We start from the raw sequence: 20,266 nt of genomic DNA on the forward strand, positions 1-20,266 counted from the left end.
CGCGGCCGGGAGCTGTGCTCCCGGCCGCGCCCCACTTTTCTCTCCAGACCCTGATGGAGCGTCCCTTCATTGAACTTCGACGACCTGTTCTCCAACTTCGGGACATACACGACGACCGGCCTGACGCAGGGTGCGATCTACGCCCTGGTCGCGCTCGGCTACACGCTGGTCTACGGCGTGTTGAGACTCATCAACTTCGCCCACTCCGAGGTCTTCATCGCCGGCGCGTTCGCGGCGATCTGGACCTGGAACGGCTTCGGGCTCGACCAGAACTCGCAGGTCAGCGGCATCGGGTCGATCATGTTCTACCTGCTGGTGGCGATGATCGTCGCGGCGATCGCCTCCGCCGGCACGGCCACCGTGATCGAGCGGGTGGCGTACCGGCCGCTGCGTAAGCGCAACGCGCCGCCGCTGGCCTTCCTGATCACCGCGATCGGCGCCTCGATCGCCATCTCCGAGGCGTTCGGCATCTGGACCCGCCGTCGCCCCGAGGGCGCCCCGATCCTGGTCAGCCAGGATCCGCTCTTCCACATCTTCGGCGTGCCGATCGACGGGGTGCAGCTGCTCACCCTCGGCGCCGCGCTGGTGATGATGATCGCGCTGGACCTGTTCATCAACCGCAGCCGGGTCGGTCGCGGCATCCGGGCGGTCGCCCAGGACGCCAACACCGCCGCGCTGATGGGCGTGAACAAGGACCGGATCATCCTGATCGTCTTCATCGCCGGCGGCAGCATGGCCGGCGTCGCCGGTCTGCTCTACGACGTACGGATCCAGACCCTCACCTACAGCGTCGGCTTCCTGCTCGGCCTGAAGGCATTCACCGCCGCGGTGCTCGGCGGCATCGGCAACCTGCGCGGCGCGCTGCTCGGCGGCCTGCTGTTGGGCTTGATCGAGAACTACGCCTCCGGTCTGTTCGGCAGCGAGTGGAAGGACTTCGCCGCGTTCGCGCTGCTGGTGGTGCTGCTGATGTTCCGGCCGACCGGTCTGCTGGGTGAGTCGCTGGGGAGGGCACGGGCATGACGACCGTTCTGGAGAAGGTGCGCTCCGGCCGCGAGGCGGCCGGGGAACGGTGGCGCGGGGCGCCGCGCTGGGTGCGCTGGGCGCTGCTGGCCGCGGTGATCGTGTTCTTCTACGCGCTGCCGAACAAGGAGTTCTACCAGTACCTCGGGCCGATCCCGACCCCCGGTGCGAACTTCACCCAGGTGATGTTCACCGTCTCGATCTACGTGCTGCTGGCCGTCGGTCTGAACATCGTGGTCGGCTTCGCCGGCCTGCTCGACCTCGGCTACTTCGGCTTCTTCGCCGTGGGCGCGTACACCGTGGCGGTGCTGACCTCGCCGAGCAGCAACCTCAAGACGCTCTGGCCGTGGCTGCTGGCGGTGCCGGTGGCGATCGCCCTGACGATGGTCTCCGGCGTGATGCTCGGTACGCCGACCCTGCGGCTGCGCGGCGACTACCTGGCGCTGGTGACGCTCGGCTTCGCCGAGATGATCCGCATCGGCGCGGTCAGCTCGGAGTTCCTCCGGGGGCAGCGGGGCTTCAACCAGATCCCGCACCCGCCGGGCGAGTTCGCCGACGGCAAGCCGGTCTTCGGCGTGCTCGACGCACGGCCGTACTACTGGCTGGTGCTCACGCTGATCATCCTGGTGGTCATCGGGGTGCGGAACCTGACCCACAGCCGGGTCGGGCGCGCCTGGATCTCCATCCGGGAGGACGAGGACGCGGCGCAGCTCATGGGCGTGCCGACGTTCAAGTTCAAGCTGTGGGCGTTCGCCGCGGGCGCCGCGATCGCGGGCCTCGCCGGCGCGCTCTTCGCGGGCAAGCAGAACTTCGTCAACTCGCAGAACTTCGAGCTGCTGAACTCGATCATCATCCTGGCCGCGGTCATCTTCGGCGGCTCGGGCAACATCGTCGGCGCGATCGTCGGCGGTGGCCTGGTGGCGTACATGATCGAGCGGTTCCGTGGCATCGAGCTGCTGGGCGTCGAGCTGTACGAGTACCGGTTCCTGTTCTTCGGCCTGGTGCTGGTGGTCATGATGATCTTCCGGCCGGAGGGTCTGATCCCCAACCGACGACGTGCGGCGGAGTTCAAGGATCGTCGCAAGGAGGTGACCGTCGGTGAGTGACACCGAGCAGACGCCGGTCGTTCCGGCGCAGGCCGGCGCGCCGGCCGTGGAGGCGGTGCCCACCCGGGAGCCGCTGCTGGAGGTCGACAAGGTCACGCTGCGCTTCGGCGGCGTGGTCGCCCTCAACGAGGTGGACTTCACCCTCTACAAGGGCGAGATCCTCGGTCTGATCGGCCCGAACGGCGCCGGCAAGACCACCTGCTTCAACGCCATGACCGGCATCTACCAGCCCACCGAGGGGCAGATCCGGTTCCGTGGCCAGAAGGTCAGCGGCAAGAAGCGGCACCAGATCACCAAGATGGGCATGGCGCGGACGTTCCAGAACATCCGCCTCTTCCCGGAGATGACGGCGCTGGAGAACGTCCTGGTGGGCGCGGACGCGCACAACAAGACGAGCGTCATCTCCGCGCTGTTCCGCCTGCCGCGGTACTGGAAGGAGGAGCGCGCGAGTCGGGAGAAGGCCGAGCGCCTGCTGGAGTTCGTCGGCATCCGCAAGCGGATGCATGAGTTCGCCCGCAACCTCTCCTACGGCGAGCAGCGGCGGCTGGAGATCGCCCGCGCGCTGGCCACCGACCCGGTGCTGCTCTGCCTGGACGAGCCGGCTGCCGGCTTCAACCCGGCGGAGAAGGAGGAACTGCTCCAGCTCATCCGGCAGATCCGGGACACCGGCGTGACCGTGCTGCTCATCGAGCACGACATGCGCCTGGTCATGGGGGTCACCGACCGGATCGTGGTGCTGGAGTTCGGAAAGAAGATCGCCGAGGGGCTGCCCGCCGAGGTGCGGGAGAACCCGAAGGTGATCGCGGCGTACCTGGGGGTGCCGGACGATGCTGCTTGAGATCGACGATGTGAGCCTGCTCTACGGGCGGATCCAGGCGCTGCACGGCATCAGCCTGACGGTGGACGAGGGCGAGATCGTCGCCCTGATCGGCGCCAACGGCGCCGGCAAGTCGACCACGATGCGGGCGATCTCCGGGATCCGGCCGGTCGCCAGCGGCAGCATCCGGTTCAACGGTGAGGACATCACCAAGCTCCGGGCGGACCTGCGGGTCCGGCGGGGGCTGTGCCAGGCACCCGAGGGCCGCGGGATCTTCCCGGGCATGACGGTGCTGGAGAACCTCGACATGGGTGCGTACACCCGGCGCGACCGGGCCGGCATCGTCCAGGACCTCGACCGGGTGCTGGGCCTCTTCCCGCGCCTGGCCGAGCGGCGCAGGCAGCAGGGCGGCACCCTCTCCGGCGGCGAGCAGCAGATGCTGGCCGTCGGGCGGGCGCTGATGAGCCGGCCGAAGCTGCTGCTGCTCGACGAGCCCTCGATGGGTCTGGCCCCGATGCTGATCCAGCAGATCTTCGACATCATCGTCGAGATCAACCAACAGGGCACCACCGTCCTGCTGGTCGAGCAGAACGCCCAGCAGGCGCTGGCCCGGGCCCACCGGGCGTACGTGCTGGAGACCGGCCGGATCGTCAAGAGCGGCACCGGTGCCGAGCTGCTGCACGACCCGGCGGTCAAAGAGGCCTACCTCGGCGTGGCCTGACCGGCCGTCACCCCTCATCGCAAGGAGTACCCCATGTTCCGCATCAGTGGTGGCCGCCGGGCCGCCCTCGGCGTCACCGGCGCCGCCCTGCTCGCCCTCTCGCTGGCCGGCTGCGGCGAGAAGGAGAGCACCGAGCAGCCCGGCGCCGGCCCCAGCGTCACCGCCGCCGCCGACTCGGCGCTGGCCGCGAAGGTGCCCGACGCCATCAAGGCCGACGGCGTGATCAAGGTCGGCACCGACTCGACGTACGCCCCGGCGGAGTTCCTCGACGCCGACGGCAAGACAGTGGTCGGCTTCGACATCGAGCTGTTCAACGCGGTCGCGCAGAAGCTCGGCCTGAAGGCCGAGTACGAGTCGGCGCCGTTCGACGCGATCCTGCCCGGCGTCGACTCCGGCAAGTACGAGGTCGGCGTCTCCTCGTTCACCATCAACGCCGACCGGATGAAGACCGTCAACATGGTCAGCTACTTCTCCGCCGGCACCCAGTGGGCGACCAAGGCCGGCAACCCGGCCAAGGTCGACACCGAGAACGCCTGCGGCAAGAAGATCGCCGTGCAGGTCGGCACCGTGCAGCTCGACGACATCACCGCCCGGTCGAAGAAGTGCACCGACGCCGGCAAGCCGGCCATCACGATCGACCAGTACCAGGCGCAGAGCGACGCCACGGCCGCCGTGGTCAGCGGCAAGAACGACGCCATGCTGGCCGACTCCCCGGTCGGCGCGTACGCGGTGAAGCAGAGCAGCGGCCAGCTGGAGCTGCTCGGCGACATCTACGAGTCGGCCCCGTACGGCTACGCGGTGAAGAAGGACCAGGCCGCGTTCGCCGAGGTGCTCAAGGAGGCCGTCACGGCGGTCATCGCCGACGGCACGTACGAGGGCGCGCTGAAGAAGTGGGGCGTCGAGGGCGGCGCCATCACGACCCCGGCGCTGAACCCGACCAGCTGACCATGTCTGTCGAGACGGACACACCCGAACGGGCACGGCCGGAACCCATCCGCGCCGTGCCCGTGCGGCATCCCGGGCGGTGGGTCGCCGTCGCCGTGATCGGGGTGCTGGTGGCCATGTTCGTGCACCTGCTGGTGACGAACAAGGCGTTCAACTGGTCGTTCATGATCGACGAGATGTTCCGCCCGCCGATCGTCGAGGGGCTGCGCGGCACGATCGCGCTGCTCCTGACCGCCATGCTGATCGGTGTCGGGCTGGGCGTCGTCATCGCCATCATGCGGCTGTCGGAGAACCCGATCCTGCGCGGCGTCGCCTTCGCGTACACCTGGTTCTTCCGGGCGGTGCCCCGGTTGGTGCTGGCGATCCTCTTCGGCAACCTGGGCATCCTCTGGGCGCGCGTCGAGTTCGGCCTGCCCTTCGACCGGCAGATCGGCGCCCTGTTCGGGGTCGACGACTTCGAGGCGCGGCTGTTCGGCTTCTCCGCCGTGGAGATCCTGACCGGCTTCGTCGCCGGCATGCTGGCGCTGGGCCTGTCCGAGGCCGCCTACATGGCGGAGATCGTCCGGGCCGGCATCCAGTCGGTCGACGAGGGGCAGACCGAGGCCGCCCAGGCGCTCGGCCTGCGCCGGGGGCAGATCCTGCGTCGGATCGTGCTGCCGCAGGCCATGCGGGTGATCGTCCCGCCGACCGGCAACGAGACCATCGCCATGCTCAAGGACACCTCGCTGGTGGCCTTCGTGCCGGTCTCCACCGAGCTGTTCTTCCAGCTCAGGGCCGTCGGTAGCCGGACCTTCCAGGTCTTCCCGATGCTGGTCGCGGCGACCATCTGGTACCTGCTGCTGACCAGCGTGCTGCTGGTCGGGCAGTACTACCTGGAGCGGCACTTCTCCAAGGGCGTCGGGCGCAGCGGACGGGCGAAGACCAGGCTGCGGGCGATCGCGGCGGAGAACGGCGGCACGACCGGGAAGGCGGACGGCGTATGACCGAGCTGACGGTGCCGGCAGCGGCCGGCGGGGCGGCGGTGGAGTCCGCGCCGATGGTCCGGGCCGAGCAGGTGCACAAGTCGTTCGGGGCGATCGAGGTGCTCAAGGGCATCGACCTGGAGGTCCGCAGCGGCGAGGTGTGCTGCCTGCTGGGTCCCTCCGGCTCCGGCAAGTCGACGTTCCTGCGCTGCATCAACCACCTGGAGAAGATCAACGCCGGCCGGATCTGGGTGGACGGCGACCTGATCGGCTACCGCGAGCGCGGCGGCAAGCTGCACGAGATGCGGGAAAAGGACGTCGCCGCCCAGCGCCGGGCGATCGGCATGGTGTTCCAGCGGTTCAACCTCTTCCCGCACATGACCGCCCTGGAGAACGTCGCCGAGGCACCGGTGCAGGTGGGCGGGGAGAAGAAGGCCACCGCCCGGGACCGGGCCGCCGCGCTGCTGGAGCGGGTGGGGCTGGGCGACAAGCTCGGCAACTACCCGAGCCAGCTCTCCGGCGGGCAGCAGCAGCGGGTGGCGATCGCCCGGGCGTTGGCGATGCAGCCGAAGCTGATGCTCTTCGACGAGCCCACCAGCGCGCTCGACCCGGAGCTGGTCGGCGAGGTGCTCGACGTGATGAAGGACCTCGCCCGCGACGGCATGACGATGATCGTGGTCACCCACGAGATCGGCTTCGCCCGCGAGGTCGGCGACTCGCTGGTCTTCATGGACGGCGGCGTCGTCGTCGAGTCCGGCGTGCCCCGCGAGGTGATCGCCAACCCCCGGCACGACCGGACGAAGGCGTTCCTGGCCAAGGTGCTCTGAGCGGTACGCCGGCGCGGCCCACCCCGCGCCGGCGTCCGCCTCGGGCCGCGCCGGCGTCCGTGCCGGTGTCCCGGAGTGTCGGAGCGGGCGGCTAGAGTCGCTGCCGTGACAGCTACGACGCCGCGCCTGCTTCTCGTCGACGGACATTCCATGGCATACCGGGCGTTCTTCGCCCTGCCGGTGGAGAACTTCTCCACCACGACGGGGCAGCCGACCAACGCGGTCTACGGCTTCACGTCCATGCTGATCAACGTGCTGCGCGACGAGCAGCCGACGCACATCGTGGTCGCCTTCGACGTCTCTCGCCGCTCCTTCCGCACCGAGAAGTACGCGGAGTACAAGGCCGGCCGCAGCGAGACCCCGACCGACTTCAAGGGCCAGGTGAGCCTGGTCAAGGAGGTCCTCGCGGCGCTGCGCATCCCGGTGGTGGAGAAGGAGGGCTTCGAGGCCGACGACATCATCGCCACCCTCGCCTGCCAGGCCCGCGACCAGGGCATGTCGGTCCTGATCAGCAGCGGCGACCGGGACGCGTTCCAGCTCGTCGGCGACCAGATCACGGTGCTCTACCCGCGCAAGGGCGTCTCGGACCTGGCCCGGATGGACCCGGCGGCGATCGAGGCGAAGTACGGCGTCCCCCCGGAGCGCTACCGCGACCTGGCCGCCCTGGTCGGCGAGACCAGCGACAACCTGCCCGGCGTGCCCGGGGTCGGGCCGAAGACCGCCGCGAAGTGGATCAACACGTACGGCGGGGTCGACGGGGTCGTCGCGCGGGCCGACGAGATCAAGGGAAAGGCCGGCGACAGCCTGCGCGAGCGGCTCGCCGACGTGATCCGCAACTACGAGATCAACTGTCTCGTCTCCGACCTGGAACTGCCGCTGCGCCCCGAGGACGCGCGGTGGGAGGGGTGGGACCGCGAGGCCGTCCACCAGGTCTTCGACACCCTCGAGTTCCGCATCCTGCGCGACCGGCTCTACCAGTACCTGGAGGCGGTGGAGCCGGAGGCCGAGTCCGGGTTCGACCTGACCGGCGAGGTGCTCACCGAGCCCGGGGCGCTCGCCGGGTGGCTGGAGACGCACGCGCCGGCCGACACCCCGGTGGGCGTGGCGGCGAAGCTCGACACGGGTCCCAACCGTCGGCACACCGCCTCGGTGACCGGGCTGGCGCTGGCCACCGCCGGCGGTGCGGCGGCCTGGTGCGATCCCGCCACCCTGGAGCCGACCGACGAGGCGGCCCTGGCGGCCTGGCTGGCCGACGCCGGGCGGCCCAAGGTGCTGCACGACAGCAAGCCGGCGGTGCTGGCGTTCGCCGCGCACGGCTGGCACCTGGAGGGCATCCTCCGCGACACCCAGATCGCGGCCTACCTGGCCCGCCCCGACCAGCGCTCCTACGACCTGACCGACCTGGCCCTGCGCTACCTGCACCGCGAGCTGCGGGTCGACGCCCCGGAGACCGGCCAGCTCACCCTGGAGGGGCTCGGCAACGACGGCGAGGCGGAGCAGAACCTCATGCTCCAGGCCCGCGCCACCCTCGACCTGGCCGACGCGATCGACGCCGAGCTGTCCCGCGACGGCGAGCAGTCGGCGCGGCTGATGGCCGGGGTGGAGCTGCCGCTGATGCGGGTGCTCGCCGACATGGAACGCACCGGCATCGCCGCCGACACGCACTATCTCTCCGAGTTGGAGGCGCACTTCGCCGCCGAGGTGAAGGCCGCCGCCCAGGGGGCCTACGAGTCGGTCGGCCGGGAGTTCAACCTCGGCTCGCCGAAGCAGTTGCAGGAGATCCTCTTCGGCGAGCTGGGCCTGCCCAAGACCAAGAAGATCAAGACCGGCTACACCACCGACGCCGACGCCCTCCAGTGGCTGCACGCGCAGAACCCGCACCCGGTGCTGGCCCACCTGCTGCGCCACCGGGACGTGGCGAAGCTCAAGACGACCGTCGACGGGCTGCTCAAGTCGGTCTCCGACGACGGCCGCATCCACACCACGTTCAACCAGACGGTGGCGGCCACGGGGCGGCTCTCCTCGACCGAGCCCAACCTGCAGAACATCCCGATCCGCACCGAGGAGGGCCGCCGCATCCGGCGCGCCTTCGTGGTGGGGGAGGGCTACGACTGCCTGCTCACCGCCGACTACAGCCAGATCGAGATGCGGATCATGGCGCACCTGTCGTCGGACGACGCGCTCATCGAGGCGTTCAACTCCGGTGCCGACTTCCACGCCGCCACCGCCTCGTCGGTCTTCGAGGTGCCGGTCGGCGAGGTCACCGCCGACCAGCGGCGCAAGATCAAGGCAATGAACTACGGCCTGGCGTACGGGCTGAGCGCGTTCGGCCTCTCCCAGCAGCTCGGGATCACCGCCGAGGAGGCGCGCGGGCTGATGGAGAACTACTTCGCCGGTTTCGGGGGCGTGCGCGACTACCTCCAGGAGGTCGTCGCCCGCGCCCGGCACGACGGTTACACCTCCACCATCCTGGGCCGCCGCCGCTACCTGCCCGACCTGGTCAGCGACAACCGGCAGCGCCGGGAGATGGCGGAGCGGATGGCGCTCAACGCTCCCATCCAGGGTTCGGCGGCCGACATCATCAAGGTCGCCATGCTGCACGTCGACACGGCGCTGCGCGAGGCGGGCCTGCGCTCGCGGATGCTGCTCCAGGTGCACGACGAGCTGGTCTTCGAGGTCGCCCCGGGCGAACGGGAGACCCTGGAGGCGCTGGTGCGGCGGGAGATGGGCGGGGCGCACCCGCTGTCGGTGCCGCTGGAGGTCTCCGTCGGCGAGGGCCGGGACTGGAACAGCGCCGACCACTGACGGTCGCCGCCCGCCGCGCGCCGGCACGGGCCCTGCCCGGGGAGGGCGGCAGGACCCGCGCCGCCGTCGAACGGTGTGGGACGGCCGTGGTCGGGGCAGGGGCGGCGGGTCCGCGTCGTCGTCAGACGTCTGGGACGGCCGTGCCCGCCGCGCGCAGGGCCGCGGCCAGCCGGTCGCGGATCTCGATCTGTGCGGCGATGCGGGCGTCGAGCACCGCGAGGCGGTCCAGGGCGACCCGGACGCCGGCCGGCGCGGGCGGGGCGGCGGCCACGTCCCCGTCCAGGCAGGGCAGGAACGTCCGCACGTCGTCCAGCGTCAGGCCGGCGGCCAGCAGGTGACGGATGTTGCGCACGCGGCCCACCGACCGCTCGTCGTAGATCCGGTAGCCGTTGTGGGCCCGCCGGGAGTCGAGCAGCCCGTGCCGCTCGTAGTGCCGCAGCGCGCGTGGGGTGGTGCCGGTGGCCTCCGCCAGCTCGCCGATCAGCATGGTCCGTACCTCCGGGCACCGTTCTACCAGTGCGGCGGGCGACGCCGTCACGCGATCACGGCGCCACCGTCGACCGGCAGTACGACGCCGGTGACGAAGCCGGCCGCCGGGTCGGCGAGGCGCAGGATCGCCCACGCCACCTCCTCGGGACGCCCGATGCGTCCCAGCGGCGTCCGCTCCACCTGCCAGCGGCGGACGTCGGCCTGCTGCTGCGGCGTCAGCCCCTGGTGCGCGCCGATCGGGGTGTCGACGGCGCCGGGCGCCACCGCCACCACCCTGATCCCGGACGGCGCGAGCTCCACCGCCCAGCTGCGGGTCAGCGAGTCCAGGGCGGACTTCCCGGCCGCGTACAGCGAGCTGCCCGGCCAGGCCCGCGACCCGACCGACGTGGTGAGGTTGACGACGACGCCCCGGCTGTCGGCCAGCGCCGGCACCGCCGCCTGGGTGAGCAGGAGCGGCGCCACCAGGTTCGTCGCCAGGTGTCGCTCGACGGTCTCGGGGGCGAGCGAACCGAGCGGACCGCCGCCGGCCACGCCCGCGTTGTTGACCAGCACGTCGAGGCGGCCGTGCCGCTGCGTGGCGGTGCCGACGATCAGCTCCGCGGCGCCGGGAGCGGTGACGTCGGCGACCAGCGGTTCGATGCCGGGGTGGCCGGCGGCGGTCTCCGCCAGTGGCGCGGCCCGTCGTCCCACCGCGACGACGTACGCCCCCTGGGCGCTGAACTCACGGGCCGTGGCCCGCCCGATCCCGGTGCCCGCACCGGTGACGACGACGATCCTGCGTTGCGCTCGACTCATGGTGCGGATCGTCGGACCCTGCCGTCAGTGGCAGGGTCAAGCGGACGGGCTCAGCGCTTCAGTGGGTCGTGGCCCCAGTTCATCAGGGACCAGCGCCACTTCGTGTCGCGGACGTCGCCGGAGGGGCGCTGCGCCATGTGCCGGCGGACGTAGCCGACGACCTTGCGCATGTGCCGGTAGTCGCCCTCGGAGAGCTCGGCACGCTTGCGCCGCAGCAGCTCGATGATCTTGCGGCCCGACTCGTGCCCGACCGACTCGCCGCCGCCGGAGCGCCCACCCTTGTGCCAGCCGACCTGCTTCGACTCGTCGGTCTCCAGCCACGTCGACAGCTCGGCCGGCTTCATGTTCACCGCCTCGGTGAACTCCCGGTAGGTGTCCCGGCCCTCGTCAGCCCTGCTCATGGCGCAGCACCTCCGGTCGGTGTGCGACGTCCCGCCCCGAGTCGTCGTTGCGGATCCGGTACTGCGGGTCGTCCGGCGACGCGTTCACGGCGTGCCCGCGTACGTGCGTCCGTTCGGTGATCTTCTCCTTGACCACGCCGTACGCCCGGCCGCTGTGGCTGGCCCAGGAGACGTTGTCACCGCTGCGGAACTCGCTCTGCTCGGCCATGCGACGCGGGTACCCGGCGTCGATGCCCCGAAACGACGGCCCCGGCCGGGCGCGCTCCGGGCGGGGCGCGTGCCGGTCAGCCGGCGGGCTTCTGCGCGACGAAGATGGCGGTGCCGGGGAAGAGGCGGCCGCGCAGCGGGCTCCACTGCCCCCAGATCCCCTCGTGCCCCTCGGGCCACTCCGGTTCCACGAGGTCGAGCAGGCGGAACCCGGCGCCCACGAGCTCGCGGATCCGGTCGCCGAGCGTGCGGTGCTGCTCGACGTAGGTGGCGTCACCGGCCTCGTCCTGCTCCACGTAGGGGGAGCGGTCGAAGTACGAGTGCACGGCGGTCAGCCCGCCCTCGCCGGGGTCGTCGAGGAAGATCCACCGCATCGGGTGGGTCACCGAGAACACCCACCGGCCGCCGGGGCGCAGCACCCGGAACACCTCGCGCATGACCGCCGCCGAGTCGGCCACGAACGGGACCGCCCCGAACGCCGTGCAGGCGGTGTCGAACGCGGCGTCGGCGAAGGGCAGCGCCAGCGCGTCGGCCTGCACCAGCGGCACGCGTACGCCGGTGCGTCCGGCCGCCAGCGCGGCGTGCCGCAGCATGCCGGCGGAGAGGTCCAGGGCGACCGGCCGGGCCCCCTGGGTGGCGAGCCACCGCGCGGCGGCGGCGGCCCCGCTGCCGAGTTCCAGCACCCGCCGGCCGGCCAGGTCGCCCAGCAGCCGTACGTCGGCCTCCCGCACGCCCTCCGGACACCAGACGAAGTCCAGGTCACCGAGGAAACGGCCGTGCTCGGCCTGGTAGTCGTCGGCGTCGGCGTCCCACCAGCGGCGGTTCGCCCGGCGGGCCTCGGCGTTGCCGACCCGGCGCCGGGTCACCCGGCTGTCGTCATCCACCCGCCCACGCTAGCCCCGCGCGCGCCGTGCGCCGGGCGACCCCCGGAGTGCGGGGTACGGCGCCCGGCGCTACCGTTCACCGGTGATGCCCCTGTGACGGACGCGACACCTGCGGCGCCTTCCTGCCGATATCTCCGCTTTCGCAGCTGACGAGGCGGCGAGAGGACGGGAGGGCTTGCACGCTGTGGTAATGCAGCGGGTAGGCTAGATGATGCGCTCGCGGATCGTGTGCCTCGGCAGGGAGCAGGTGCGCGGTCTCCGGGACCACTGGCGGAGCCACATCCATGATCTCACGCGATGATCTTTCGGTGTGCCCGGCGACGGATCCGCTGGCGCGAACAGGTCACCGCGACACACCAGCCTGCTGTGACACACCATCCGACCGGAGCAACCGCCCACATGACGAGCAGCATCGAGGCCCCCTCGAGCGCCACCCGGGTCACCCACGACGATCTCGGTTCCGAGGAGGCTTTCCTCGCCGCGATCGACGAGACCATCAAGTACTTCAACGACGGCGACATTGTCGAAGGCACCGTCGTCAAGGTCGATCGGGACGAGGTCCTGCTCGACATCGGCTACAAGACCGAGGGTGTCATCCCCTCTCGGGAGTTGTCGATCAAGCACGACGTGGACCCGGCCGAGGTCGTTTCGGTTGGTGACCACATCGAGGCCCTGGTCCTCCAGAAGGAGGACAAGGAGGGTCGTCTGATCCTCTCCAAGAAGCGGGCGCAGTACGAGCGGGCCTGGGGCACCATCGAGAAGATCAAGGACGAGGACGGGGTCGTCCGCGGCTCGGTCATCGAGGTGGTCAAGGGCGGCCTCATCCTCGACATCGGGCTGCGGGGCTTCCTGCCCGCCTCCCTGGTCGAGATGCGTCGGGTGCGCGACCTGCAGCCGTACGTCGGGCGCGAGCTCGAAGCCAAGATCATCGAGCTGGACAAGAACCGCAACAACGTGGTCCTGTCCCGCCGGGCCTGGCTGGAGCAGACGCAGTCCGAGGTGCGCACCGAGTTCCTCAACAAGCTGCAGAAGGGCCAGGTCCGCAAGGGCGTCGTGTCCTCGATCGTCAACTTCGGCGCGTTCGTCGACCTGGGCGGCGTGGACGGCCTCGTGCACGTCTCCGAGCTGTCCTGGAAGCACATCGACCACCCGTCCGAGGTCGTCGAGGTGGGCCAGGAGGTCGAGGTCGAGGTCCTGGACGTCGACCTGGACCGCGAGCGGGTCTCGCTGTCGCTGAAGGCGACGCAGGAGGACCCGTGGCGTCAGTTCGCCCGCACCCACGCGATCCAGCAGATCGTGCCGGGTAAGGTCACCAAGCTGGTGCCGTTCGGCGCCTTCGTCCGGGTGGACGACGGCATCGAGGGCCTGGTCCACATCTCCGAGCTGGCCGAGCGCCACGTGGAGATCCCGGAGCAGGTCGTCCAGGTCGGCTCCGAAGTCATGGTCAAGGTCATCGACATCGACCTGGAGCGCCGCCGGATCTCGCTGTCGCTCAAGCAGGCCAACGAGGGCTTCGTCGAGGGCGAGGAGCACTTCGACCCGACCCTCTACGGCATGGCCGCGACGTACGACACCGAGGGCAACTACATCTACCCGGAGGGCTTCGACCCGGAGACGGGCGAGTGGCTCGAGGGGTACGACAAGCAGCGCGAGACCTGGGAGAACCAGTACGCCGAGGCGCGTCAGCGCTGGGAGGCCCACACCAAGCAGGTGCAGACCTCCCGGGCCGCCGACGCCGAGGCGGCTGCCAACCCGGCCCCGCCCGTCACCGGTGGTGGCACCACCACCTCGACCAGCGCGGCCCCGAGCCGTCAGGCCGAGGAGCCGGCCGGCACCCTGGCCACCGACGAGGCGCTCGCCGCTCTGCGGGAGAAGCTCGCCGGCGGCAAGTGACCCGCTGAACGACGACGGGCCCCGTCCCCGCGATCGCGAGATCGCCGGGGGCGGGGCTCCCGTCTTTCCGCAGCCGCCCGCCACCGCCGCGCCCTCGCCGCCCTACGCACCCGATGCGGCGGCGACCGGTTGCCTCAGGATGGTGCGTTGCCGCTCGGGCGCGACCCGGCGGAAGTCGCTGAGGTAGATCTCGTGGTGTCTGCCCACCATCCGCAGCCCGTTGCCCGGGACGAACTCACCGTGCAGCCGCGCCAGCACCTCGGCCTCGTCGTCGAAGGAACCGACGTGCAGCGTCTGCACGCACCGCCCCTCGGACAGCGTCGCCAGGCGGACCTCGTCGAGACGTGACGGGCGGTTCCTGGCCCCGGCCTGCTCGACGGCGGCGGTGAACAGGTCCTGGCCGATCCAGTCCGGCACCATGATCATCAGCGTCCAGTCCCACCGTGCCTTGTCGCGCCGGGCGGTGAACGAGTCCATGTCCTCGGCCCACCACAGGCCCTCCAGAGGCGGGACGACGTAGTCCCGGCCGAGGTCTCGCCTGCTGGCGAACTTCAGCTTGTAGGCCACCGGGTAGAGGGCCTCGATGGCGCCGGTGAACGCCGGTGCGCCGTTCGGGTCGCCGTGGCCGTCGACCATGAGGTACCGCGTGTCGGGCACGTCCACGATCCGGAACTGGCCGCGCCCGGCCTGATAGGCGTCGAGCGTCTTCTTGAAGTCGGTCTTGTCAGTCATCAGGCACCTGGGCTCGGGCGGCGAGCCACTGCCTTTCCGCCTCCAGGAGGCTCAGCGAGTACGAGAAGACCTCCCGCGCCGGGTGCGGGAGGGGGGCCTGCGCCTGCTGCGCCGACCGGAGCGACTCGACGCGGGCCTCGACCCCCGCCAGCCGGGTGCGCAGCGCCTGCGCGTACTCCCGGTCGGAGAGCAGGGGCAGGTTGGCGATGCCGACGAGAAGCGGGTGCCGGAGCGGCTGCGGTTGCTCGATGAGCGCCAGCGCGGTGCGCGCCGCGGCCGCCCGGCCCTCGGCGGTGGCGTGGAACACGTGGCGGGACTTCGGGGCGGCGGGAGCCTCGGGAACGTGGACCAGGCCGCGCTTGTCCAGCTTGGCGAGCAGGTAGTAGATCGAGGAGAACCCGACGTCGGACCACTGACGGATGCCGCGTCGCGCGATCACCTGCTCCAGGTCGTAGCCGTGCCGGGGTCGTTCGATGAGCAGGCCCAGCACGGTCAGTTCGGCGGTGGTCAACTCCACGCGCCTATCCTAGTACTAGGATACGGCTCCAGAGGGACCGGTCCGGGGTGCCCCCGGTGCCGGCAGCGCGGTGGTGATCCGGTTGACTGACGTCGTGCTGAAGGTGGGACTGACCGGAGGAATCGGGTCCGGCAAGAGCGCCGTGGCGAGGCGACTGACCGAGTGCGGCGCGGTGCTGATCGACTCCGACCGGGTGGCCCGGGAGGTGGTCGCGCCGGGCACGGAAGGGCTGGCCGAGATCGTCGCGGCCTTCTCCGAGCGGATCCTCGACGCCGAGGGCGCCCTCGACCGGGCGGCGCTGGGCGCGCTGGTGTTCGCCGACGAGACGGCGCGCCGCCGGCTGGAGGCGATCACCCATCCCCGCGTACGGGCCCGGGCCGCCGAACTGGCCGCCGCGGCGGCACCCGACGCGATCGTGATCAACGACGTGCCGCTGCTGGTGGAGGTGGGGCTCGCGCCCACGTACCACCTGGTGGTCGTGGTGCAGACGGAGGTGGCCACCCGGTTGGCGCGGCTGGCCCGCGACCGGGGGATGGACCGGGCGGAGGCCGAGCGGCGGATCGCCGCGCAGGCCGACGACGCCCGGCGGCGGGGCGCGGCGGACGTGCTGCTGACCAACGACGGCAGCCTCGACGACCTGCACGCGGCCGTCGACGCGCTGTGGCGCGAGCGGCTGCGGCCCTACGAGGCGAACCTGCGCGAGCGGCGGGCGGCCCCCTCGGAGCACGTCGTCCTGATGGAGGCCGACCCGACCTGGCCGCAGCAGTACGCGCGGCTGGCCGCCCGGATCCGGCACGCGCTCGCCCCCGCCGACCTGCGTATCGACCACATCGGCTCGACCGCGGTCCCGGGGCTCGCCGCCAGGGACGTGATCGACATCCAGCTCACCGTCCCGACCCTCGCCGACGCGGACGGACCGCTGGCCGAACGGCTCGCGGAGGCGGGCTTCCCGCGCCTGCCCGGCGAGTGGTGGGACGACCCCCGCCCGCCCGGCAGCGGCCGGTGGGAGAAGCGGCTGCACGGCAGCGCCGACCCGGGCCGCCCCGTGCACCTGCACGTCCGCCCGGCCAACGCGCCCGGCTGGCGGTACGCGCTGCTGATGCGCGACCACCTGCGTGCCGACCCGGACCAGCGGTCGGCCTATCTGGCGCTGAAGCGGGAGCTGGCGGCCTCCGCCCCGGACAGCGCCGCCTGGACCACCGCGAAGGACCCGTGGTTCGACGAGGAGCACCTGCGCGCCGAGCAGTGGGCGGCGCAGACCGGCTGGCGTCCCTGACCGGTCAGCGGCCCCCGGCCGGGGGCCGGGGCGGTGGGACGAGCCGGGGCACCGTGGTGGGGGTCAGGTCGAGCTGGGCCCAGGCGCCGGTGCGGGTGCGCAGCTCCAGGCGGCGCAGCGCGCCGGACCGGTCGATCCAGTAGCGCAGCAGCCCTGGGGACGTGCGCAGCTCGACCACGTCGACGGTCTTCCCGGCGACGGTGTCGCCGCGCACCCGCAGGGCGGCGCCCCGCCCGCCGGGCGACCGGGCGGCCCGCAGCGCGGCGTCGAGCAGCAGGCCCAGGTCGCCCGCGCGCCGCGGGTCGGCCCCCCAGCCCCGGGCGGGCGGCGGCAGCGGCGGCCGGCCGGGCGATTCCACGGTGCCCGGGACCGTCGCGGCCGGCACCTCCGCCCGGCGCACGCCGGCGCCGTCGACGCGCAGCAGCGTCCGGCGCTCCGGCACGCCGAGGTCGGCGACGGTGAGGTACGCAACCCGCCCGCTCCAGCTCACCCAGCCGGCTCCGCGCAGGTTCGTGGCGGCGGCGACGGGCGCGGTCAGGGTCACGGCGGCGCCGCCACGGGCGCGCAGCCGGGCGGGCAACCGGTCCAGCCGGCCCCGCTCGACGGCGGTGAGGGCGCGGGGCTGCCCGGGACGGCCGCCGAGGGCGTCGACCGGCCGCAGCGTGGGCCGGTCGGTCCGGTTCAGCTGCACGGTCACCGGGCCGACGCCGGCCAGCCCGGTCTCCAGCCGGTGCAGCCGCGCGTCGTGGTCGAGCCAGTAGCGGGGGAGCCGGTCCGGGGGCGGGACGCCGGGGTCGGGCGGCGGTGCCTGGAGGATGTCGACCGGGGTGGCCCCGACCGTGGCCCCACCGATCCGGCGCGTGGCGTCGGCCGGCGGCTCCGGGCGGTCGGAGGCGAGGCGGAAGAGCAGGTCGAGCACGGCGGCCAGCCCCTGCCCGGCGGGCGGGTCGTGCAGCCGCCAGCGGTCCGCCGGCGGCACCAGCGGGGGCGGCGCGGGGGTCGGCACCGCCGTCGGGTCGGGGCGCAGCAGGACCACCGTCGGGGTGGCCTGGAGCAGCCCGCGCTCGGCGCCCGCGCCGGGCCCGCCGACGTCGAGGTAGACCAGCGGCCGGGACCAGTCGACCCAGCCGACCAGTTCGGTACGCGCCGCGCCGGTGCCCGCGGTCACGCGTACCCCGGCCCGCAGGTCCCGGTAGTTGGTGACCCGCATCGCGGCCAGTCGCTCGCGCTCGTCGCCCGTCAGCGCCCTCGGCTGCTCCGGCTCCTCGGGCGCCCAGCTCGCCAGCCCCACGACCAGCGCGGCGGCGGAGAGCACGGCCACGGCCGCGAGCACCAGCAGGACGGTGCGTCGGCGGCCGGTCACCACTCGTGGGATGCCGCCGGTGTGCGCGTCGTCGTGCGTCGGCGGGCCCTGCGGCGGGTCAGGCGGGCCGGAGCGGGCGGCGGAGGTCTCCACGGGAGGTTGAACGGGATTCACCCCCGTGGGGTGACGAGCAGGGGCGCTCGCGGCGGCCGGTCAGCGCCTCACGCGCGACCACGTCGGGTGCGCACGCCGGGAGTGCCGGGTGCTGCGACCCCTGTGCCGGGGGCGGGCCGGCCGTGACGGCCTGGCCACCTGCCCGGTCGGCCGCCGCGAGCGGCCTACGTGGAGAGCGTAGTCCGGTGAGATGCGCCACACAATGCGAATATCGAAGCCGATCACGGACCGGGCGTAGTCGCGCCGCGGTGTCGGACCCCCGGCGTACCGTTGGGGTCATGGCGCTCGACATTCCCCGGCTCGACGGCCGCTTCCAGGTCATCAGCGAGTTCCAGCCGGCCGGCGACCAGCCGGCGGCCATCGACGACCTGGAGCGTCGGGTCCGACGCGGCGACCGCAACACCGTGCTGCTCGGCGCGACCGGCACCGGCAAGAGCGCCACCACCGCGTGGCTGATCGAGCGGGTGCAGCGGCCCACGCTGGTGCTGGCGCCCAACAAGACGCTCTGCGCGCAGCTGGCCAAGGAGTTCAGCGAGCTGCTGCCGCACAACGCGGTCGAATACTTCGTCTCCTACTACGACTACTACCAGCCCGAGGCCTACATCCCGCAAACCGACACCTACATCGAGAAGGACTCCTCGATCAACGAGGAGGTCGAGCGGCTGCGGCACTCGGCGACCATGTCGCTGCTCACCCGCCGTGACGTGATCGTGGTGGCCACCGTCTCGGCGATCTACGGGCTGGGCACCCCGGAGGAATACCTCGACCGCGCGGTGCGGGTCGCGGTCGGGCAGGAGCTGGACCGTGACCAGCTGCTGCGCCGGCTGGTCGACATCCAGTACACGCGCAACGACATGGCCTTCAACCGGGGCACCTTCCGGGTCCGCGGCGACACGCTGGAGATCATCCCGGCCTACGAGGAGCTGGCCGTGCGGATCGAGCTCTTCGGCGACGAGGTGGAGAAGCTCTACTACCTCAACCCGCTCACCGGCGACGTGGTCAAGGAGGTCGACGGGCTGGTGATCTTCCCGGCCACCCACTACGCGGCCGGGCCGGAGCGGATGGAGCGGGCGATCCGCGACATCGAGGCCGAGCTGGCCGATCGGCTGGCCGAGCTGGAGCGGCAGGGCAAGCTGCTGGAGGCGCAGCGGCTGCGGATGCGCACCACCTACGACATCGAGATGATGCGCCAGGTCGGGTTCTGCTCCGGCATCGAGAACTACTCGATGCACATGGACGGCCGGCTGCCGGGCAGTCCGCCGCACTGCCTGCTCGACTACTTCCCCGACGACTTCCTGACGGTCGTCGACGAGTCGCACGTGACCATCCCGCAGATCGGCGGCATGTACGAGGGCGACGCGTCCCGCAAGCGGATGCTGATCGACCACGGCTTCCGGCTGCCCAGCGCCGCCGACAACCGGCCGCTGCGCTTCGACGAGTTCCTGGAGCGGGTGGGCCAGATGGTCTTCCTCTCGGCGACGCCGGGCCCGTGGGAGCTGGAGCAGGCGCAGGGCGAGTTCGTCGAGCAGGTGATCCGGCCCACCGGTCTGATCGACCCGGAGGTAGTGGTCAAGCCCACCAAGGGCCAGATCGACGACCTCATGCACGAGATCAAGCTGCGCACCGAGCGCGACGAGCGGGTGCTGGTCACCACGCTGACCAAGAAGATGGCCGAGGACCTGTCCGACTACCTCCTGGAGAACGGCATCCGGGTGCGCTACCTGCACTCCGAGGTCGACACGCTGCGCCGCGTGGAGCTGCTGCGGGAGCTGCGCAAGGGCGACTACGACGTGCTGGTCGGCATCAACCTGCTCCGGGAGGGTCTCGACCTGCCGGAGGTGTCGCTGGTCGCCATCCTCGACGCCGACAAGGAGGGCTTCCTGCGCAGCGGCCGGTCGTTGATCCAGACCATCGGCCGGGCGGCGCGCAACGTCTCCGGTCAGGTGCACATGTACGCCGACAAGATCACTCCGTCGATGGCCGAGGCGATCGGGGAGACCAACCGGCGGCGGGACAAGCAGATCGCGCACAACGAGGCGCACGGCATCAGTCCCGAGCCGCTGCGCAAGAAGATCCACGACATTCTCGACGACATCTACCGCGAGGCGGAGGACACCGAGAACAGCCGCGTCGGCGGAGCCGTACGGCAGCTCTCCCGGGGCAAGGCGCCGGTCAAGGAGACCCGCAGCCGCGCCCGTACCGGCGGCGCCGGGCCCGCGCGGGAGGGGATGGCCCGGGCCGAGCTGGTCCAGCTCATCCAGGAGCTCAACGACCAGATGCTGGCCGCGGCCCGGGAGCTCCAGTTCGAGCTGGCCGCCCGGATCCGCGACGAGGTCGCCGACCTCAAGAAGGAGCTGCGCGGCATGGACGCCGCCGGGGTGAAGTGAGCGGC

General features: G+C 71.8%; 19 protein-coding genes. 11 read left to right on the forward strand and 8 right to left on the reverse strand.

Annotation, left to right across the window (positions count from 1 at the left end; translation table 11 throughout):
- Nucleotides 1–69 precede the first annotated feature (69 nt).
- The 8 genes from ABZ573_RS30000 to polA all read left to right on the forward strand — a co-directional run bounded on the left by ABZ573_RS30000 (nucleotide 70) and on the right by polA (nucleotide 9,203).
- Nucleotides 70–1,020: a branched-chain amino acid ABC transporter permease gene (locus tag ABZ573_RS30000; RefSeq protein ID WP_311413594.1), complete on the forward strand. Its 951-nt coding sequence runs from the start codon at nucleotides 70–72 to the stop codon at nucleotides 1,018–1,020.
- Nucleotides 1,017–2,126 (forward strand): branched-chain amino acid ABC transporter permease, encoded by a 1,110-nt coding sequence (locus ABZ573_RS30005; protein ID WP_151455512.1) that lies wholly within the window; start codon nucleotides 1,017–1,019, stop codon nucleotides 2,124–2,126. Before ABZ573_RS30000 ends, ABZ573_RS30005 begins: the two co-directional genes overlap by 4 nt.
- A gap of 46 nt (nucleotides 2,127–2,172) precedes the next feature.
- Nucleotides 2,173–2,964, forward strand: coding sequence for an ABC transporter ATP-binding protein (locus tag ABZ573_RS30010; RefSeq protein ID WP_165947810.1), 792 nt, complete (start codon nucleotides 2,173–2,175; stop codon nucleotides 2,962–2,964).
- Nucleotides 2,954–3,664 (forward strand): ABC transporter ATP-binding protein, encoded by a 711-nt coding sequence (locus tag ABZ573_RS30015; RefSeq protein WP_358122374.1) that lies wholly within the window; start codon nucleotides 2,954–2,956, stop codon nucleotides 3,662–3,664. Before ABZ573_RS30010 ends, ABZ573_RS30015 begins: the two co-directional genes overlap by 11 nt.
- Before the next feature lie 33 nt (nucleotides 3,665–3,697).
- The gene (locus ABZ573_RS30020; protein ID WP_358122376.1) at nucleotides 3,698–4,609 is read left to right on the forward strand and encodes an ABC transporter substrate-binding protein; all 912 of its coding nucleotides are present in this window, start codon (nucleotides 3,698–3,700) and stop codon (nucleotides 4,607–4,609) included.
- A 2-nt stretch (nucleotides 4,610–4,611) separates the two neighbouring features.
- Entirely contained in the window at nucleotides 4,612–5,592 is a 981-nt protein-coding gene (locus tag ABZ573_RS30025) for an amino acid ABC transporter permease (RefSeq protein WP_358122378.1), read from the forward strand.
- Nucleotides 5,589–6,398 (forward strand): amino acid ABC transporter ATP-binding protein, encoded by an 810-nt coding sequence (locus ABZ573_RS30030; protein WP_151455509.1) that lies wholly within the window; start codon nucleotides 5,589–5,591, stop codon nucleotides 6,396–6,398. Before ABZ573_RS30025 ends, ABZ573_RS30030 begins: the two co-directional genes overlap by 4 nt.
- A gap of 105 nt (nucleotides 6,399–6,503) precedes the next feature.
- Nucleotides 6,504–9,203, forward strand: coding sequence for a DNA polymerase I (gene polA / locus ABZ573_RS30035; protein ID WP_327029077.1), 2,700 nt, complete (start codon nucleotides 6,504–6,506; stop codon nucleotides 9,201–9,203).
- A gap of 121 nt (nucleotides 9,204–9,324) precedes the next feature.
- Here polA and ABZ573_RS30040 read toward each other — a convergent pair whose 3' ends face one another.
- The 5 genes from ABZ573_RS30040 to ABZ573_RS30060 form a co-directional block, all read right to left on the reverse strand.
- The gene (locus ABZ573_RS30040) at nucleotides 9,325–9,690 is read right to left on the reverse strand and encodes a MerR family transcriptional regulator (RefSeq protein WP_358122381.1); all 366 of its coding nucleotides are present in this window, start codon (nucleotides 9,688–9,690) and stop codon (nucleotides 9,325–9,327) included.
- Between the two features lie 47 nt (nucleotides 9,691–9,737).
- Nucleotides 9,738–10,487: an SDR family oxidoreductase gene (locus ABZ573_RS30045; protein ID WP_358122383.1), complete on the reverse strand. Its 750-nt coding sequence runs from the start codon at nucleotides 10,485–10,487 to the stop codon at nucleotides 9,738–9,740.
- Between the two features lie 50 nt (nucleotides 10,488–10,537).
- Nucleotides 10,538–10,888 (reverse strand): DUF3140 domain-containing protein, encoded by a 351-nt coding sequence (locus tag ABZ573_RS30050; RefSeq protein WP_311413587.1) that lies wholly within the window; start codon nucleotides 10,886–10,888, stop codon nucleotides 10,538–10,540.
- Complete coding sequence (locus ABZ573_RS30055; protein WP_358122385.1) at nucleotides 10,875–11,096, reverse strand: DUF2945 domain-containing protein; 222 nt, start codon at nucleotides 11,094–11,096, stop codon at nucleotides 10,875–10,877. Before ABZ573_RS30055 ends, ABZ573_RS30050 begins: the two co-directional genes overlap by 14 nt.
- 76 nt (nucleotides 11,097–11,172) lie before the next feature.
- Nucleotides 11,173–11,979, reverse strand: coding sequence for a class I SAM-dependent methyltransferase (locus ABZ573_RS30060; RefSeq protein WP_327029076.1), 807 nt, complete (start codon nucleotides 11,977–11,979; stop codon nucleotides 11,173–11,175).
- 297 nt (nucleotides 11,980–12,276) lie between these two features.
- On the opposite strand from ABZ573_RS30060, the gene rpsA reads away from it, so the two are divergent.
- Complete coding sequence (gene rpsA, locus ABZ573_RS30065; RefSeq protein ID WP_151455503.1) at nucleotides 12,277–13,872, forward strand: 30S ribosomal protein S1; 1,596 nt, start codon at nucleotides 12,277–12,279, stop codon at nucleotides 13,870–13,872.
- A gap of 102 nt (nucleotides 13,873–13,974) precedes the next feature.
- Here the strand turns inward: rpsA and ABZ573_RS30070 are convergent, their stop codons facing one another.
- Both ABZ573_RS30070 and ABZ573_RS30075 read right to left on the reverse strand, forming a co-directional pair.
- The gene (locus ABZ573_RS30070) at nucleotides 13,975–14,604 is read right to left on the reverse strand and encodes a GyrI-like domain-containing protein (RefSeq protein WP_358122388.1); all 630 of its coding nucleotides are present in this window, start codon (nucleotides 14,602–14,604) and stop codon (nucleotides 13,975–13,977) included.
- Nucleotides 14,597–15,121: a PadR family transcriptional regulator gene (locus ABZ573_RS30075; RefSeq protein ID WP_358122390.1), complete on the reverse strand. Its 525-nt coding sequence runs from the start codon at nucleotides 15,119–15,121 to the stop codon at nucleotides 14,597–14,599. Before ABZ573_RS30075 ends, ABZ573_RS30070 begins: the two co-directional genes overlap by 8 nt.
- A 94-nt stretch (nucleotides 15,122–15,215) precedes the next feature.
- Between ABZ573_RS30075 and coaE the strand changes: the two genes are divergently transcribed.
- Nucleotides 15,216–16,397, forward strand: a complete 1,182-nt coding sequence (gene coaE, locus ABZ573_RS30080; RefSeq protein ID WP_358122417.1) for a dephospho-CoA kinase — start codon at nucleotides 15,216–15,218, stop codon at nucleotides 16,395–16,397.
- A 4-nt stretch (nucleotides 16,398–16,401) separates the two neighbouring features.
- Here the strand turns inward: coaE and ABZ573_RS30085 are convergent, their stop codons facing one another.
- Nucleotides 16,402–17,853 (reverse strand): hypothetical protein, encoded by a 1,452-nt coding sequence (locus tag ABZ573_RS30085; protein WP_358122392.1) that lies wholly within the window; start codon nucleotides 17,851–17,853, stop codon nucleotides 16,402–16,404.
- Between the two features lie 299 nt (nucleotides 17,854–18,152).
- On the opposite strand from ABZ573_RS30085, the gene uvrB reads away from it, so the two are divergent.
- Nucleotides 18,153–20,261 (forward strand): excinuclease ABC subunit UvrB, encoded by a 2,109-nt coding sequence (gene uvrB / locus ABZ573_RS30090; RefSeq protein WP_358122394.1) that lies wholly within the window; start codon nucleotides 18,153–18,155, stop codon nucleotides 20,259–20,261.
- Nucleotides 20,262–20,266: the final 5 nt, after the last annotated feature.

Origin of the sequence: Micromonospora sp. NPDC007220 (assembly GCF_040634035.1) — a bacterium.
GTDB classification, from domain to species: domain Bacteria; phylum Actinomycetota; class Actinomycetes; order Mycobacteriales; family Micromonosporaceae; genus Micromonospora; species Micromonospora reichwaldensis.

Coding starts and splice junctions, on each gene's coding strand:
- ABZ573_RS30015 (WP_358122374.1), top strand. CDS start 2,954: ATGCTGCTTGAGATCGACGATGTGAGCCTGCTCTACGGGCGGATCCAG.
- ABZ573_RS30005 (WP_151455512.1), top strand. CDS start 1,017: ATGACGACCGTTCTGGAGAAGGTGCGCTCCGGCCGCGAGGCGGCCGGG.
- ABZ573_RS30070 (WP_358122388.1), bottom strand. CDS start 14,604: ATGACTGACAAGACCGACTTCAAGAAGACGCTCGACGCCTATCAGGCC.
- ABZ573_RS30050 (WP_311413587.1), bottom strand. CDS start 10,888: ATGAGCAGGGCTGACGAGGGCCGGGACACCTACCGGGAGTTCACCGAG.
- ABZ573_RS30020 (WP_358122376.1), top strand. CDS start 3,698: ATGTTCCGCATCAGTGGTGGCCGCCGGGCCGCCCTCGGCGTCACCGGC.
- uvrB (WP_358122394.1), top strand. CDS start 18,153: ATGGCGCTCGACATTCCCCGGCTCGACGGCCGCTTCCAGGTCATCAGC.
- ABZ573_RS30025 (WP_358122378.1), top strand. CDS start 4,612: ATGTCTGTCGAGACGGACACACCCGAACGGGCACGGCCGGAACCCATC.
- ABZ573_RS30040 (WP_358122381.1), bottom strand. CDS start 9,690: ATGCTGATCGGCGAGCTGGCGGAGGCCACCGGCACCACCCCACGCGCG.
- ABZ573_RS30045 (WP_358122383.1), bottom strand. CDS start 10,487: ATGAGTCGAGCGCAACGCAGGATCGTCGTCGTCACCGGTGCGGGCACC.
- ABZ573_RS30055 (WP_358122385.1), bottom strand. CDS start 11,096: ATGGCCGAGCAGAGCGAGTTCCGCAGCGGTGACAACGTCTCCTGGGCC.
- rpsA (WP_151455503.1), top strand. CDS start 12,277: ATGATCTTTCGGTGTGCCCGGCGACGGATCCGCTGGCGCGAACAGGTC.
- ABZ573_RS30030 (WP_151455509.1), top strand. CDS start 5,589: ATGACCGAGCTGACGGTGCCGGCAGCGGCCGGCGGGGCGGCGGTGGAG.